This window comes from Micromonospora echinospora, assembly GCF_014203425.1.
GTDB lineage: Bacteria > Actinomycetota > Actinomycetes > Mycobacteriales > Micromonosporaceae > Micromonospora > Micromonospora echinospora_A.
Genome location: NZ_JACHJC010000001.1, coordinates 747,631 through 761,892 on the forward strand (window position 1 = coordinate 747,631; position 14,262 = coordinate 761,892).

Sequence of the window (14,262 nt, forward strand, 5' to 3'; positions counted from 1 at the left end):
GCGCTCACGGTGCCTTCCTTGCTCGCGGCTGCGGGGCTCGCAGGACCGGCTCACTCCTCGCGCTCACGGGCGACCGCCCTGCTCGGTGGCCGGGAACAGGCCGCTGCGGTGCCGGGCCCGCTCGACCTCCAGAGCGGCCCAGCGCAGCGCCGCGCCGGCGTTGTCGGCCGGGCGTTCGGCCTCGGTGCGGGCCAGGAAGCGCTCGGCCTCCTCGGCCATCAGCTTGCCGACCCGGTCGAGCAGGTCGACGCGGGCCTTGCGGGACAGGTTCCGCACCGCCTGGTCGCCGAAGATCGCCTGGAGCACTGTCTGCCCGGCGACCGCGGTGCCGGTGCCGGCCGCGACCTCCAGCCCGGTGGGGATGAACGCGGTGGAGGCGAACACGCCGATCATGACGACGAGGCCGGTGGCGTTCACCGCGTACGCCGCAGTGCGGGCCACGAAGCGCCGGTCGCCGCCCTCGACCCGGACCAGCTCCAGCACACCGCGCTGCCAGTCGCGGACCAGCTGCTCGGCCCGCTGCGGCAGGTCGGCCGAGGCGTGGGCCAGGTCCGGCTCCAGCAGCGCCGCGCCGGCCGGGTGCGCCTTCCAACCGGTGTACGCGTTCTCCGCCGCCTCGTCGGCCACCCCGCGCAGCAGCGTGACGAGCTGCGACTCGATCGCGGTACGCAGTTCCGCGGCGGGCGCGGGCCGCCCGGTGACCGCCGCGACGACCCGGTCCCGCAGCCGGCCGATCCGTGCCTCCAGGCCCCGGAAGAACTCGCCGGTGCCGATGAACTCCTGCCAGCGGGCCAGAACCTCGCCGCGCAGCAGCCGGCCGTCCCTGAGCCCCTGGTCGACTGTCCGTTCCGCGCCCCGGTACGCGGCCCGTACCCGCTCGTCCAGCGCGTCGGCGGCGGTGCACTGCTCGTCGGCGGCCTCGGCGAGCGCCTCCACCACCGGGTGCAGCGCGGCCAGCGCGCCGTCGAGCGTCTGCCGGACCACCGCGGCGCGGGCGTCGGCGTCGGCGGCGAGCCGGGTGAACCAGTCGCTGAGCGGCGCGGTGATCCGGTCCGGCAGCAGCCCCTGCCCGTCCACCCAGGTCTCCGGCAGGACGAACAGCGGCGCCGCGCCCAGTTCCTGCTCGGCGAGCATCTCGGACAGGTGGGCGGCGACCTCGTCGGCTGCCTCCGGGGGTACCCGGTCCAGCACCATCGCCACCGCCGTGCCCCGGGCGCGGGCGCTGCGCAGCAGCTCCCAGGGGACGGCGTCGGCGTACCGGGCGGCGGTGGTGACGAACAGCCAGAGGTCGGCGGCGGCGAGCAGCTGCCCGGCGAGCGCCCGGTTGGCGTCGACCACGGAGTCGATGTCGGGCGCGTCGAGGAAGGCCAGGCCGGGCGGGAGCGCCGGGGCGGTGACCAGGTGCAGGGTGCCCGGCTGCTCGCTCGGCTCGGTGGTACGGGTCAGGCCGGGCAGCAGCTCGCCCCGTCGGAACCAGGACGCGTCGCTGGGACTGCACACCAGCACCGGTGAGCGGGTGGTCGGGCGGAGCACCCCGGCCGCGCTGACCCGTGCCTGGACCAGGCTGTTGACGAGCGTCGACTTGCCCGCGCCGGTGGAGCCGCCGACGACCACCAGGAGCGGGGCGTCGAGCCGGGCCAGGCGGGGAAGCAGGTAGTCGTCGAGCTGGTCGGTGAGGCTCGTGGCGGCGTGCCGGGCCGGCTCGGCCGAGGGGAGGGCGAGCGGGAAGCGGGCCGTGCCGATCGCCGACCGCAGGCCGGTGAGCGCGGCGGGCAGGCCCTCCGCGGCTTGCGCAGGCTGGTCGGCGCCGGTGGTGGCTCCGGTGCGGGCTGCGACGGCGGGCGCGCCGGCACTGGTGGCGGAATCGCCATGCGTCGTCACCGCTAAAGCGTGCCCGACCGACGCAAGGTAAGACAACCGGGCAGTAGTAACGGTCGGGTTGCGCCGGGTCCGCTCAACCTCGACTTGCGGATTGGCGATGGCGTGGCAGTATTGAGTCAAGTTCACTCAACTTGTGGTGCGACCGCTTCCGGGCGGTCCCCCGGGCAGGCCGTCTGACCTGCTCACCCGTTACGAAGCGAGGAAGCGAACATGGCACGTGCGGTCGGCATCGACCTCGGCACGACGAACTCCTGCGTCAGCGTTCTCGAGGGCGGTGAGCCCACCGTCATCGCCAACGCAGAGGGCTCGCGTACGACTCCCTCGATCGTCGCGTTCGCCCGCAACGGCGAGGTGCTCGTCGGTGAGGTCGCCAAGCGCCAGGCGGTGACCAACCCCGACCGGACCATTCGCTCGGTCAAGCGGGAGATCGGCACCAACTGGACCGTCGACATCGACGGCAAGAAGTACACCCCGCAGGAGATCTCGGCCCGCACGCTGATGAAGCTGAAGCGGGACGCCGAGGCATACCTGGGCGAGCAGATCACCGACGCCGTGATCACCGTCCCGGCCTACTTCAACGACGGACAGCGCCAGGCCACCAAGGAGGCCGGTGAGATCGCCGGCTTCAACGTGCTGCGGATCGTGAACGAGCCGACCGCGGCCGCCCTGGCGTACGGCCTGGACAAGGGTTCCAAGGAGCAGACCGTCCTGGTCTTCGACCTCGGTGGCGGCACCTTCGACGTGTCGCTGCTGGAGCTGGCCGAGGGCGTGGTGGAGGTCAAGTCCACCAGCGGTGACAACCAGCTCGGCGGTGACGACTGGGACCAGCGCATCATCGACCATCTGGTGAAGACGTTCCGCGGCGAGCACGGCATCGACCTCTCGCAGGACAAGATGGCGTTGCAGCGGCTCAAGGAGGCGGCCGAGAAGGCCAAGATCGAGCTGTCCGCCGCCACCACCAGCAACATCAACCTGCCGTACATCACCGCCGGTTCGGCCGGCCCGCTGCACCTCGACGTGACGCTGAGCCGCGCCGAGTTCCAGCGCATGACGCAGGACCTGCTGGACCGCTGCAAGGGCCCGTTCGAGCAGGCCGTCAAGGACGCCGGGATCAAAATCTCCGACGTCGACCACGTCATCCTGGTCGGCGGCTCGACCCGGATGCCGGCCGTCACCGACCTGGTCAAGCAGCTCACCGGCCGTGACCCGAACAAGGGCGTCAACCCGGACGAGGTCGTCGCCGTCGGCGCCGCGCTCCAGGCCGGTGTGCTCAAGGGTGAGGTCAAGGACGTCCTGCTGCTCGACGTGACCCCGCTGAGCCTGGGCATCGAGACCAAGGGCGGCATCTTCACCAAGCTCATCGAACGCAACACCACCATCCCGACCAAGCGCTCCGAGGTCTTCACCACGGCCGACGACAACCAGCCGTCGGTGCTGATCCAGGTGTTCCAGGGCGAGCGGGAGATCGCCGCCTACAACAAGAAGCTCGGCACCTTCGAGCTGACCGGCCTCCCGCCGGCCCCGCGCGGCGTGCCGCAGATCGAGGTCACGTTCGACATCGACGCCAACGGCATCGTGAACGTGCACGCCAAGGACCTGGGCACCGGCAAGGAGCAGAAGATGACGATCACCGGCGGCTCCTCGCTGCCGAAGGACGACATCGAGCGGATGCGCCGGGACGCCGAGGAGCACGCCGACGAGGACAAGCGCCGCCGCGAGGAGGCCGAGACCCGCAACGTGGCCGAGGCGCTCCAGTGGCAGACCGAGAAGTTCCTCGCCGAGAGCGGCGACAAGCTGCCCAGCGAGAACCGTGACCAGCTCAACGAGGCACTCGGCGAGCTGCGCAGCGCGCTCGGCGGCCAGGACATCGAGAAGATCAAGTCCGCGCACGAGAAGCTGGCACAGGTCTCCCAGCAGGCCGGCTCGCTGCTCTACGCCCAGCAGCAGGAGGGCGAGCAGGCCGCGCCGGGCGGCGCGGCCGGGCCGGGCGCCGGCGCGGGTGCGGCCGGTGGCCCGAAGGCCGGTGGCGACGACGACGTGGTCGACGCGGAGATCGTGGACGAGGACAAGAAGTGACATCCGGTCCCGGACACGATGCGCACGGCAGAGGGATGAGGTAACCGCATGACGGACAAGCCACGTGCGGCCGACCCGGGTGCCACTGGGTCGGCGCCGGGCGCCGGCAAGCACGCCGGCGACGAACCCCGGGTCGTCATCCGCGACAAGCGCAAGCTCGGCAAGGTGACCGAGCAGCCGGCGAACAACGTCTCGGCGGCGGACGCCGCTGCCGACGCGCCCGCCGAAGGGCTGGTCGAGGAGGCCGAGGTCGTGGTCGACGAGATCGGCGGCGAGGCCGAGGTCAACGGGCCGACGGTGGTCGACTCCCCGGCCGAGCCGAGCGGGGAGACCGAGGCGAGCGCGCCGCTCGGCGCCGAGCTGGAGTCGCTCCGTACCGACCTGGAGGAGCGCACCCGCGACCTCCAGCGGGTCACGGCGGAGTACGCCAACTACCGCAAGCGGGTCGACCGGGACCGCAACCTGGTCCAGGAGCAGGCCACCGGTGCGGTGCTCAGCGCGCTGCTGCCGATCCTGGACGACCTGGACCGGGCCCGCGAGCACGGCGATCTGGTGGGCCCGTTCGGCAGCGTGGCCGAGCAGCTCACCGGCGCGCTGGGCAAGTTCGGCCTGACCGCCTTCGGCGAGAAGGGCGACCCGTTCGACCCGACCCGGCACGAGGCGGTGGCGCACCAGACCTCCGCCGACGTGACCGAGTCGACCTGCGTGCAGGTCATGCGCCGGGGTTACCAGCTCGGTGAGCGGCTGCTGCGGCCCGCCATGGTCGCGGTCGCGGACCCGGAGTAGTGCCGACCCGTGACGTCCCGCCCGCCCGCACCGGGCGGGCGGGACGGCCGGGCTTCGACCCGTGGAAGGGGGTGGACCGGTGAGTTCCAAGGACTGGATCGAGAAGGACTACTACGCCGCGCTGGGCGTGGAGAAGTCCGCCTCCTCGGACGAGATCAAGAAGGCGTACCGCAAGCTGGCCCGGGAGTCGCACCCGGACCACAACCCCGGTGACACCGGGGCCGAGGAGCGGTTCAAGACCGTCTCCGAGGCGTACGCGGTGCTGGGCGACGAGAAGAAGCGGCGCGAGTACGACGAGATGCGCTCGCTGTTCGGCTCGGGCGCCTTCCGGCGTAACGCCCGTGGCCCGGGCCAGCCGGGCGGCGCGCCGTTCGACGTCTCCGACCTGTTCGGCGGCGGGGCCGGCGGCGGCGACAACCGGTTCGGCGGTGGCGGTTTCACCGACCTGTTCAGCTCGATCTTCTCCGGCGGCGGCGGGGGCGGCGCGGCGCGTCCGCGCGGCCCGGCGCGTGGCCGGGACGTCGAGACCCAGGTGGCGCTGGACTTCTCCGACGCGGTCCGCGGCGTCACGCTGCCGCTGACGCTGCGCGCGCCCGGCGTCTGCGACACCTGCCACGGCAACGGCGCGAAGCCGGGTACGCAGCCGGCGCCCTGCCCGGTCTGCCACGGCGCCGGGGTGACCACGCGCAACCAGGGGTCGTTCAGCTTCTCCGAGCCGTGCCGCAACTGTCAGGGCGTCGGCACGATCGTCGAGGAGAAGTGCCCGGAGTGCCACGGCACCGGCGGGGTCACCAAGACCCGCACGCTCAACGTGCGCTTCCCCGCCGGGGTGGCCGACGGGCAGCGGATCCGGCTGGCCGGCCGGGGTGAGCCCGGCGAGCGGGGCGGTCCGGCGGGCGACCTGTTCGTGCAGGTGAAGGTCCGCCCGGACGAGCTGTTCGGACGCACCGGGGACGATCTGACCCTGAACGTCCCTATCACGTACGCCGAGGCGGTTCTCGGCACCGACCTGCGCGTCCCGACCCTGGACGGGACTGTGACGCTGCGGGTGCCACCGGGTACGCCGAGCGGGCGGGTGCTGCGCGCCCGCGGCATGGGCGTCGTACGCAAGGACGGCCGCGCCGGTGACCTGCTGGTCACGCTCGACGTGGTGGTCCCGGCGAAGGTCTCGGACGAGGCGCGGGCGGCGCTGGAGACCTTCGCAGCGCAGACTCCGCCCGCCGCGCGGGAACATCTCGACGCGCGGGTACGTCGATTCAGTTGACGGCGGCAGCGGAGGTGAGCGGGCATGTCGGAGGAGTACGTCGGCTCAGTTGACCCGGCCTACGAGGCCAAGGTCTTGATGATCTCGGTGGCTGCGCGGATGGCGGGGATGCACCCCCAGACGCTGCGCCAGTACGACCGGCTGGGCCTGGTGCAGGCGGGCCGGGCGTCCGGCGGTGGTCGCCGGTACAGCGTCCGGGACGTGGTGCTGCTGCGCGAGGTGCAGCGGCTCAGCCAGGACGACGGGATCAACCTGGCCGGGGTCAAGCGGATCATCGGGCTGGAGCGGCTGCTCGAAGAGGCGCAGCAGCGGGTGGCCCGCCTGGAGGCGGAGCTGGACGCCGCGTACCGGCGGATCGCCGAGCTGGAGTCGCTCGGTGGCTTTCCCCGCGGCGATCTCGTGCCGACCAACCGCACGTCCACCGCGCTCGTCGTGTGGCGACCGCGCCGCGCTCCCGACCGCTGACCTTCACCGGAAGGCCGGCGCGCCCCGCTCCCCCGGGGCTGCGCCGGCCTTCGTGCGTCCACGGTTCGGGGGCGCTCGGCGGAGGAAAGCCGGATGCGGCAGGGCGCTGTCGACTAGGCTCGCCGGTAGGGCTAAAACCCCTAAATCGGACGCCGAGCTGGCAGGGGGAGCCATGGCGGAACCGGCGAAGAAGGTGGCGGAACGCGCCGAGGAACGGCTGGAGAAGGTGGCCGAGAACGTCCGCGAGCGGTTCGATCGGGTCACCGAGGGACGCTTCAGCGACAAGGTCAAGGATGGGCGCTTCGCCGACCAGACGGACCACGGCGTGGACCGGGCCCGGGACGACGAGAGGCGCAAGAAGCAGGGCGGGGCGACCTGACGATCCGCCGACGAGCTGGGCCGGGATCCACGGGGGATCCCGGCCCGTTCGTGTGCTCGGGATCGCGGCCCGTTCGTGTTCCGGGGGGCGAGGTGTCAGAGGCGGCGGTTCTCGCGGACCAGGCCGCCTTCGCACCAGTCCCGGTAGACGAAGAGGTCCGGCCGGGCGAGCAGCACGCGGCTGTTGTGCGCCCAGTTGCGCATCAGGTCGTCACCGGCGCGTTCGGCCTGCTCGACCAGCTTGCGGAACCGGCGCTTGGGATGGGCGCGGAAGTTCGTCCGGATGCCGTCGGCGGCGTAGATGTAGAGGCAGTGCAGCGCGAACCGGCGGGCCGGGCAGCCCTGGTCCATCGCCAGGTCGAACAGCGTCTGCACCAGGCGGTCACCGGCGACCAGCAGGTCCCAGTCGGGCGGCATCGAGGTCAGCGGCACCGAATCCGGTTGATAGGCCCACGCCCGGAGTTCGGCGGGCGAGGGATCGACCGGATTGGCGAAGCCGTGGAACGTCTCTTCCTGCACGTTCACCGGCCGACCTTCCGCTTGCGCTGGCGGGGGCACCGGCCACCCGCGGACCCTGGCTGCTGGGGCGAAACGTTAACGCGGCTGAGCGGAGCAGTGGTAGACCTTCCGGGGATCAATTTGACAACGCCGGGCCGGATCTGCCCTACGGCGGACCCGGCCCGGCCCCGGTCAGTCTCCGGTCGGCGCGGGCAACGGCGCCGGCGTACGGGCGGCGGCTGCGGCGCGGGTGCGCAGCCACTGCTTGAACCACTGCGTGTCGGGCAGCCGGGCGAGCAGCGGACCGGTCACCACGGTGATCAACACGTACGCGGTGGCGAGCGCCGCCAGCTTCGGGTCCACCGGGTAGAGGGCGGAGACGGCCAGCCCGGCGATGACGATGGAGAACTCACCGCGCGGTGTCAGCGCCAGGCCGGTCCGCCAGCGACCGGGCTCGGCGATCCCGACCCGGCGGGCGGCCAGGTAACCGGTGGCCACCTTCGTCGCCATGGTGACCACTGCCAGCAGCAGCGCGGGCAGTAGCACCGGCGGCATGTCCAGCGGGTTGGTGACCAGCCCGAAGAACACGAAGAAGACCGCGGCGAAGAGATCCCGTAGCGGGGAGAGCAGTTCGGTGGCGTGGTGCGCCACCGGCCCGGACAGCGCGATGCCGACCAGGAACGCGCCGACGGCGGCGGAGACCTGGAGCTTGGCCGCGACGCCCGCGATGAGCAGGGTCAGGCCCAGCACCCCGAGCAGGAGCGCCTCCGGGTCCTTGGCGGACAGCGCGGCGGAGATCAGGTGGCCGTACCGGATCGCCACGGCCAGCACGACGACCACGGTGAACACCGCGATGGCGAGCGCGATGCCGCCCTTCATCAGGCCGACCCCGGCGAGCAGCGCGGTGACCAGCGGCAGGTAGAGGGCCATCGCCAGGTCCTCGATCACCAGGACGGAGAGGATCACCGGTGTCTCCCGGTTACCGACCCGGCCCAGGTCGCCGAGCACCTTGGCGATGACGCCCGAGGACGACACCCAGGTGACGCCCGCGAGCACCACGGCGGCGACCCAGCCCCAGCCGAGCAGCAGCGCGAACCCGAAGCCGGGCAGCGCGTTGAGCACCGCGTCGATCAGACCGGCGGGCGCGGCCGAGCGGAGGTTGCCCACCAGTTCGTTGGCGCTGTACTCCAGGCCGAGCATGACCAGCAGCAGGATCACGCCGATCTCGGCGCCGACGGCGAAGAACTCCTCGCTGGCGTTGAGCGGCAACAGGCCGCCGTGCCCGAAGGCGAGGCCGGCGAGCAGGTAGAGCGGGATGGGCGAGACGCCGAAGCGACGGCTCAGCCGGCCGAGCAGGCCGAGCAGGAGCAGCAGCGCACCGACCTCGATGAGCAGGATTGTGGTTTCGTGCATACGCGTCAGACGTCCGGGTCGGTCTCGGCGAGGATTGCGGTCACGCCGTCGAGCCCCTGGCGGGTCCCGACCACGACGACCACGTCGCCGGCTTCGAACCGGAAAGTGGGATCCGGCGAGACGTTCACCGTGCCCTGACGCAGCACGGCGACGATCGACGCACTGGTCCGGGCCCGCGCCTTGGTGTCACCCAGCCGCTTGTTGACGTACTTCGACCCGGCCGGGATGGCGATCTGCTCGGTCAGCAGCCCGGCGGCCTGCTCGCGCAGCCCGGAGAGCTGACCCAGCATCAGCGACGCGCCGAGGATGTCGGCGAGCGCCTCCGCCTCGTCGTCCGTGAGGGGGATGTCGTGTTGGCAGGAGTCGGGATCTTCCGGGTCGTACAGGACCAGGTCGCGACGGCCATTGCGGTGTGAGACCACTCCGAGCCGGCGGCCGGACTCCGTCATCAGGTCATGACGTACGCCGATACCCGGCAGGGCGGTCTGTTCGACACGTACTCGCACGCCGGTGAGGCTACCGCTGCCGCGCACGCGTTCTCGTCGGGGTCGATGTCTTTCAGTCGGCCCGGCGAGTGGTGACTCAGGTCACACAAGTGGAGTTGAGCGGAATAGACTCAACTCTGGTTGTGTCATGACCAGTGGACACGCCGATCCGGGGGAGCCCATGAACACGGAACGACTCACCACCAAGAGCCGCGAAGCCATCACCGGTGCCGTCGCGCTGGCGAACCAGCGCGGTCACGCCACCGTGGAGCCCTGGCACCTGCTGCTGTCACTGCTGGACACCGAGGGCTCGACCGCCGCGGGTCTGCTGCGCGCCGTCGGGGCCGACCCCGCCGAGCTGCGCCGCGTCGCTCTGCGCTCGGTCGACGCGCTGCCCGCCGCGCGCGGGTCGAGCATCGCCGAGCCGACGCTTGCGCGCGAGTTCGTCAACGCCATCGGCGCCGCCGAGCAGATCGCCCGGCCGCTGGGCGACGAGTACACCTCCACCGAGCACCTGCTGGCCGGGCTGGCCCGCGTCGGCGGCGCGGTCTCGGTCGCGCTGAAGAACTCCGGCGCCACCGAGGAGAACCTGGTCGCCGCGTTCCCGACCGTCCGGGGCGGGGACCGCCGGGTCACCACCGCCGACCCGGAGCAGACCTACCAGGCCCTGGCCAAGTACGGCGTGGACCTCACCGCCAGCGCCCGCGACGGCAAGATCGACCCGGTGATCGGCCGGGACTCGGAGATCCGCCGCGTGATCCAGGTGCTGTCCCGGCGTACCAAGAACAACCCGGTGCTGATCGGCGAGCCGGGCGTCGGCAAGACCGCGATCGTGGAGGGCCTGGCCCAGCGGATCGTGGCCGGCGACGTACCCGAGTCGCTGCGGGACAAGAAGCTCGTCTCGCTCGACCTCGGCGCGATGGTCGCCGGCGCGTCCTACCGCGGCCAGTTCGAGGAGCGGCTGAAGTCCGTGCTGGAGGAGATCAAGAACTCCGACGGCCAGGTCATCACGTTCCTCGACGAGCTGCACACAGTGGTCGGCGCGGGCAAGGGCGAGGGCTCGATGGACGCCGGCAACATGCTCAAGCCGATGCTGGCCCGCGGCGAGCTGCGGATGGTCGGCGCGACCACGCTCGACGAGTACCGCGAGCACATCGAGAAGGACCCGGCCCTGGAGCGCCGCTTCCAGCCGGTGCTGGTCGGCGAGCCGACCATCGAGGACACCATCGGCATCCTGCGCGGGCTCAAGGAGCGCTACGAGGTGCACCACGGCGTACGGATCACCGACGCCGCGCTGGTCGCCGCCGCCGCGCTCTCCGACCGCTACATCACCGACCGGTTCCTGCCGGACAAGGCGATCGACCTGGTCGACGAGTCCGCGTCCCGGCTACGCATGGAGATCGACTCGCGCCCGGTCGAGGTGGACGAGATCGAGCGGGCGGTACGCCGCCTGGAGATCGAGGAGATGGCGCTGGCCAAGGAGCCGGACGCCGCGTCCGCCGAGCGCCTGGAGCGGCTGCGCAAGGAGCTGGCCGACAAGCGCGAGCAGCTCACCGCGCTCTCCGAGCGCTGGCAGACCGAGAAGAGCCACATCACCAAGCTCTCCACCGCCAAGGAGGAGCTGGAGCGCCTCGGCGGCGAGGCCGAGCGGGCCGAGCGCGACGGCGAGCTGGAACGCGCCGCCGAGCTGCGGTACGGCCGGATCCCCGCGCTGCGGACCGAGCTGAAGCAGGCCGAGGAGGAACTGGCCCGGCTCCAGGCCGACGGCGCGATGCTCAAGGAGGAGGTCGGCGCGGACGACATCGCCGCGGTGGTCGCCGCCTGGACCGGCATCCCCGCCGGCCGGCTGCTGGAAGGCGAGACCGCCAAGCTGCTGCGGATGGAGGAGTCGCTGCGCGCCCGCGTGGTCGGCCAGGCCGAGGCGGTCGGCGCGGTCTCCGACGCGGTCCGCCGTGCCCGGGCCGGCGTCGCCGATCCGGACCGGCCGACCGGCAGCTTCCTGTTCCTCGGTCCGACCGGCGTCGGCAAGACCGAGCTGGCAAAGGCGCTCGCCGAGTTCCTCTTCGACGACGAGCGGGCCATGGTCCGCATCGACATGAGTGAGTACGGCGAGAAGCACTCGGTGGCCCGCCTGGTCGGCGCCCCGCCCGGGTACGTCGGCTACGAGGAGGGCGGCCAGCTCACCGAGGCGGTACGCCGCCGCCCGTACTCGGTGATCCTGCTGGACGAGGTGGAGAAGGCACACCCCGACGTCTTCGACGTACTGCTCCAGGTGCTCGACGACGGCCGGCTCACCGACGGTCAGGGCCGTACGGTCGACTTCCGCAACGCGATCCTGATCCTCACCTCGAACCTGGGCTCGTCGGTGATCAGCGACCTGACGCTGACCGAGAACGAGCGCCGGGAGGGCGTGCTCGCGGTGGTCCGGTCCCACTTCAAGCCCGAGTTCCTCAACCGGCTCGACGACATCGTGGTGTTCGCCGCGCTCCAGGGCGAGGACCTGCGGTCGATCGTGGACATCCAGCTCGACCGGATGCGAACCCGTCTTGCGGACCGCCGGTTGGCACTGGACGTCAGCGACTCCGCACGCACCTGGCTGGCCGAGCACGGGTACGACCCGATCTACGGCGCCCGCCCGCTGCGCCGGCTGGTGCAGTCGGCGATCGGCGACCAGCTCGCCAAGGCGCTGCTGTCCGGCGACATCCGCGACGGCGACACGGTGCGCGTCGACCTGTCCGACACGAAGGAGTCCCTGGCGGTCACCGCCGCCTGACCCGCTCCACCCCGCGAAGGCCCGGCCCCTCAAGGCCGGGCCTTCGCCGTCCCTCGCGCCCCCGCCCCCGACCCCGCGCCCCGCCTGCGCCCGCGCGTCGTGCGGTGTTAATAGGGGGCCCTTCCTCTACCGGAGGCGTTAATAAGGGGCCCTTCCTTGCACTCGGGAGGGGTGAGGGGTGAGCGGCGTGGGCACATAGTGGGGTATGAGCGGGACGTGGGAGCGGGAACTGGACGAGGCGGCGCGGGAACTCGACCGCGCGGACACTCTCGCCTTCGGCGGGGTGGGGCTGGCGGGGCAGATGCTGCCCGCGACCGAGGCGTACCGGCGGCTGGAGCAGGGGTTGCGGGAGCACCCGGAGGCGGCCCGCAAGCGGGTCGACAAGCTGCTCCGCAAGGGTTCGCCGGCCGGCCGGGCGTACGCGGCGACGCTGCTGGAGGCGGTCGACCCGGCCGCCGGGCGGGCGGCGTGGACCCGGCTGCGCGACGACGACGGCGAGTTCACCACGTTCTCCGGCTGCCTGATGGGCCGGGCCACGCTGGGCGAGTATGCGGCCGACCGGCTCGCCGGCCATGCAGGTAACTGAGCGAACACTCAGCGTCTAGGGCTTCAGCAAGCTTGTCTGCGGTTGTTACCGTTCCCGCCGAGCATGTTGGGGGAGGCGGTCGTGAACGGTTCGTTGGCGTACGTGGTGACCACGCTGGGGTGCCTCGTCGGGGTGGCCGGTGTGGTGATCGCCGTGATTGCGATGCGGAGATCCCGGTCCGCGTCCGGCCCGAAGACGAAGGCGGCGCCGGGTGACCCGTTCCGGGACCGGGACGCGGACGCGCTGCGTGGTGACCCGCGCGCGCTCAAGCCCGGCGACATCGTCGAGATCCGCGCCGTGCCGTACACGGTGCGCGGCTCGGTGCACCTGGTCGAGGGCGGCTGGAGCTGGGCGGAGCACCTGCTCGACGACGCGGGCGGGGTGAAGCGCTGGCTCTCCGTCGAGTCCGACCCGGATCTGGAGCTGGTGCTCTGGACCAGCGAGCCGGGGGCCACCGTGACGCCGGGCGCCCCGACGCTGGAGATGGCCGGCCGCCGCTACAACTGGGACGAGTCCGGCCAGGCCCGGTACACCGCGACCGAGGGCACCGGCCTCGATCCGCACGGCACCATGCGCTACTACGACTACCAGGCGCCCGGGGGCGCGCGGCTGTCGTTCGAGGCGTACGGGGAGGCCGGCTGGGAGGTCAACCTCGGTGAGGAGCTGCGCCACGCCGAGGTGATGATCTACCCGCAGGGCGGCCCGGAGACGGTGCGCTGACGTGCTCGTCTGCCTGGATGCGCCCTACGTCGACACCAGCGCCGCCGACCTGAGCCTGGCCCTCGGCGGCCCGGAGCTGCCGGCGCTCGCCGTACGCGACATCGACCTGCCCGGGCTGCCCCGGCTGCGGCTGCGCCTGCTCGGCGCCTCCCACCAGGTGATGCTCGGCAGGCTCACCGAGACGGTCGCCTGCCTGCCCGGCCGCCCGCCGCACCTGCCGGACGCGCTGCACGACGAAACTGCCGGCTACCGGTTCATGGCCACTGTGCTCCGGCCGGACGGCGACGGCCTGCGTACCCGGGTCGCGGCGCTGCGCGCCGAGCTGGCCGAGGACCCGTACGCGCTGATCGGGGTCTTCCCCGGCGACGAGGACGCGGTCACCGCGCTCTCCGTCCGGCCCCGCCCGCCGGACGGTCTGCTCGCCTGGCGTACCTGGCACGTCTACCCCCAGACGAACGAGCTGGTCCTGACCGAGACCGTGGTGGAGGAGCTGTGACATACCGACGGTGGTTCGTGGTGGGCGTGGCGGTCGCCGTCGTCGGCGCGCTCGTCGCCGCCTTCACGATCTTCTACGGCAACTTCTCGCCCCGGGGCTACGTGGAGGACAACTTCTCCCGCGCCTCCGGGCGGGACATCGGCTCGAACGCGATCGCGTACACCTCCAGGAAGACACCGAGCGAGGTGTCGAAGCAGATCACCGACGCATGGAGGCCGGCCGACCAGTACGTCGACGGCAGCGGCGTCTACCTGCGCTACGACGACGACTCGGTGGTGATCCTCCCGCTCGCCGTCGGCTCGGTGATCCTGCTGGAGAAGATGACCACCGCCTACCCCCGCTACCACACCGTCGTCGGCAACAGCTGGGGCTGGGGCCGAGGCAGCACGGTGCGGGGCGGCGGCCCCGGTTCCGGTAAGTAGCCCCCTTCGCCCCCTCACC

The 14,262-nt window shown here is 72.1% G+C and carries 14 protein-coding genes; 10 read left to right on the forward strand and 4 right to left on the reverse strand.

Annotation, left to right across the window (positions count from 1 at the left end; translation table 11 throughout):
* Positions 1-63: 63 nt before the first annotated feature.
* The gene (locus FHU28_RS03530) at positions 64-1,881 is read right to left on the reverse strand and encodes an ABC transporter (protein WP_184680800.1); all 1,818 of its coding nucleotides are present in this window, start codon (positions 1,879-1,881) and stop codon (positions 64-66) included.
* A 210-nt stretch (positions 1,882-2,091) separates the two neighbouring features.
* On the opposite strand from FHU28_RS03530, the gene dnaK reads away from it, so the two are divergent.
* The 5 genes from dnaK to FHU28_RS03555 all read left to right on the forward strand — a co-directional run bounded on the left by dnaK (position 2,092) and on the right by FHU28_RS03555 (position 6,851).
* Positions 2,092-3,957, forward strand: a complete 1,866-nt coding sequence (gene dnaK / locus FHU28_RS03535) for a molecular chaperone DnaK (RefSeq protein WP_184680808.1) — start codon at positions 2,092-2,094, stop codon at positions 3,955-3,957.
* 48 nt (positions 3,958-4,005) lie between these two features.
* Entirely contained in the window at positions 4,006-4,743 is a 738-nt protein-coding gene (gene grpE, locus FHU28_RS03540) for a nucleotide exchange factor GrpE (protein ID WP_073826859.1), read from the forward strand.
* A gap of 79 nt (positions 4,744-4,822) precedes the next feature.
* A complete protein-coding gene (gene dnaJ / locus FHU28_RS03545; protein WP_184680816.1) occupies positions 4,823-6,007 on the forward strand; it encodes a molecular chaperone DnaJ in 1,185 nt (394 codons plus the stop codon).
* 24 nt (positions 6,008-6,031) lie between these two features.
* Positions 6,032-6,472 (forward strand): heat shock protein transcriptional repressor HspR, encoded by a 441-nt coding sequence (locus FHU28_RS03550; RefSeq protein ID WP_184680818.1) that lies wholly within the window; start codon positions 6,032-6,034, stop codon positions 6,470-6,472.
* Between the two features lie 172 nt (positions 6,473-6,644).
* Positions 6,645-6,851, forward strand: coding sequence for a hypothetical protein (locus tag FHU28_RS03555; protein ID WP_184680820.1), 207 nt, complete (start codon positions 6,645-6,647; stop codon positions 6,849-6,851).
* A 95-nt stretch (positions 6,852-6,946) separates the two neighbouring features.
* On the opposite strand, the gene FHU28_RS03560 is transcribed toward FHU28_RS03555, so the two are convergent.
* The 3 genes from FHU28_RS03560 to FHU28_RS03570 form a co-directional block, all read right to left on the reverse strand.
* Entirely contained in the window at positions 6,947-7,375 is a 429-nt protein-coding gene (locus FHU28_RS03560) for a hypothetical protein (RefSeq protein WP_184680822.1), read from the reverse strand.
* A 165-nt stretch (positions 7,376-7,540) separates the two neighbouring features.
* Positions 7,541-8,761 carry a cation:proton antiporter gene (locus FHU28_RS03565; protein WP_184680824.1) on the reverse strand — a complete coding sequence of 407 codons (1,221 nt, stop codon included), beginning with the start codon at positions 8,759-8,761 and terminating at the stop codon, positions 7,541-7,543.
* Positions 8,762-8,766: 5 nt separating this feature from the next.
* Complete coding sequence (locus FHU28_RS03570; RefSeq protein WP_184680825.1) at positions 8,767-9,267, reverse strand: cation:proton antiporter regulatory subunit; 501 nt, start codon at positions 9,265-9,267, stop codon at positions 8,767-8,769.
* Positions 9,268-9,427: 160 nt separating this feature from the next.
* Between FHU28_RS03570 and clpB the strand changes: the two genes are divergently transcribed.
* The 5 genes from clpB (at position 9,428) to FHU28_RS03595 (ending at position 14,243) form a co-directional block, all read left to right on the forward strand.
* Positions 9,428-12,019 (forward strand): ATP-dependent chaperone ClpB, encoded by a 2,592-nt coding sequence (gene clpB, locus FHU28_RS03575; protein ID WP_184689193.1) that lies wholly within the window; start codon positions 9,428-9,430, stop codon positions 12,017-12,019.
* Between the two features lie 205 nt (positions 12,020-12,224).
* The gene (locus tag FHU28_RS03580; RefSeq protein WP_184680827.1) at positions 12,225-12,605 is read left to right on the forward strand and encodes a hypothetical protein; all 381 of its coding nucleotides are present in this window, start codon (positions 12,225-12,227) and stop codon (positions 12,603-12,605) included.
* Positions 12,606-12,686: 81 nt separating this feature from the next.
* Positions 12,687-13,325, forward strand: a complete 639-nt coding sequence (locus FHU28_RS03585) for a DUF4178 domain-containing protein (RefSeq protein WP_184680829.1) — start codon at positions 12,687-12,689, stop codon at positions 13,323-13,325.
* Between the two features lies 1 nt (position 13,326).
* Positions 13,327-13,821: a DUF2617 family protein gene (locus tag FHU28_RS03590; protein WP_184680831.1), complete on the forward strand. Its 495-nt coding sequence runs from the start codon at positions 13,327-13,329 to the stop codon at positions 13,819-13,821.
* Complete coding sequence (locus FHU28_RS03595; protein WP_184680833.1) at positions 13,818-14,243, forward strand: DUF4247 domain-containing protein; 426 nt, start codon at positions 13,818-13,820, stop codon at positions 14,241-14,243. The genes FHU28_RS03590 and FHU28_RS03595 overlap by 4 nt, the downstream gene beginning before the upstream one ends.
* Positions 14,244-14,262 lie beyond the last annotated feature (19 nt).

Coding starts and splice junctions, on each gene's coding strand:
- clpB (WP_184689193.1), top strand. CDS start 9,428: ATGAACACGGAACGACTCACCACCAAGAGCCGCGAAGCCATCACCGGT.
- dnaK (WP_184680808.1), top strand. CDS start 2,092: ATGGCACGTGCGGTCGGCATCGACCTCGGCACGACGAACTCCTGCGTC.
- FHU28_RS03565 (WP_184680824.1), bottom strand. CDS start 8,761: ATGCACGAAACCACAATCCTGCTCATCGAGGTCGGTGCGCTGCTGCTC.
- FHU28_RS03550 (WP_184680818.1), top strand. CDS start 6,032: ATGTCGGAGGAGTACGTCGGCTCAGTTGACCCGGCCTACGAGGCCAAG.
- FHU28_RS03555 (WP_184680820.1), top strand. CDS start 6,645: ATGGCGGAACCGGCGAAGAAGGTGGCGGAACGCGCCGAGGAACGGCTG.
- grpE (WP_073826859.1), top strand. CDS start 4,006: ATGACGGACAAGCCACGTGCGGCCGACCCGGGTGCCACTGGGTCGGCG.
- FHU28_RS03580 (WP_184680827.1), top strand. CDS start 12,225: ATGAGCGGGACGTGGGAGCGGGAACTGGACGAGGCGGCGCGGGAACTC.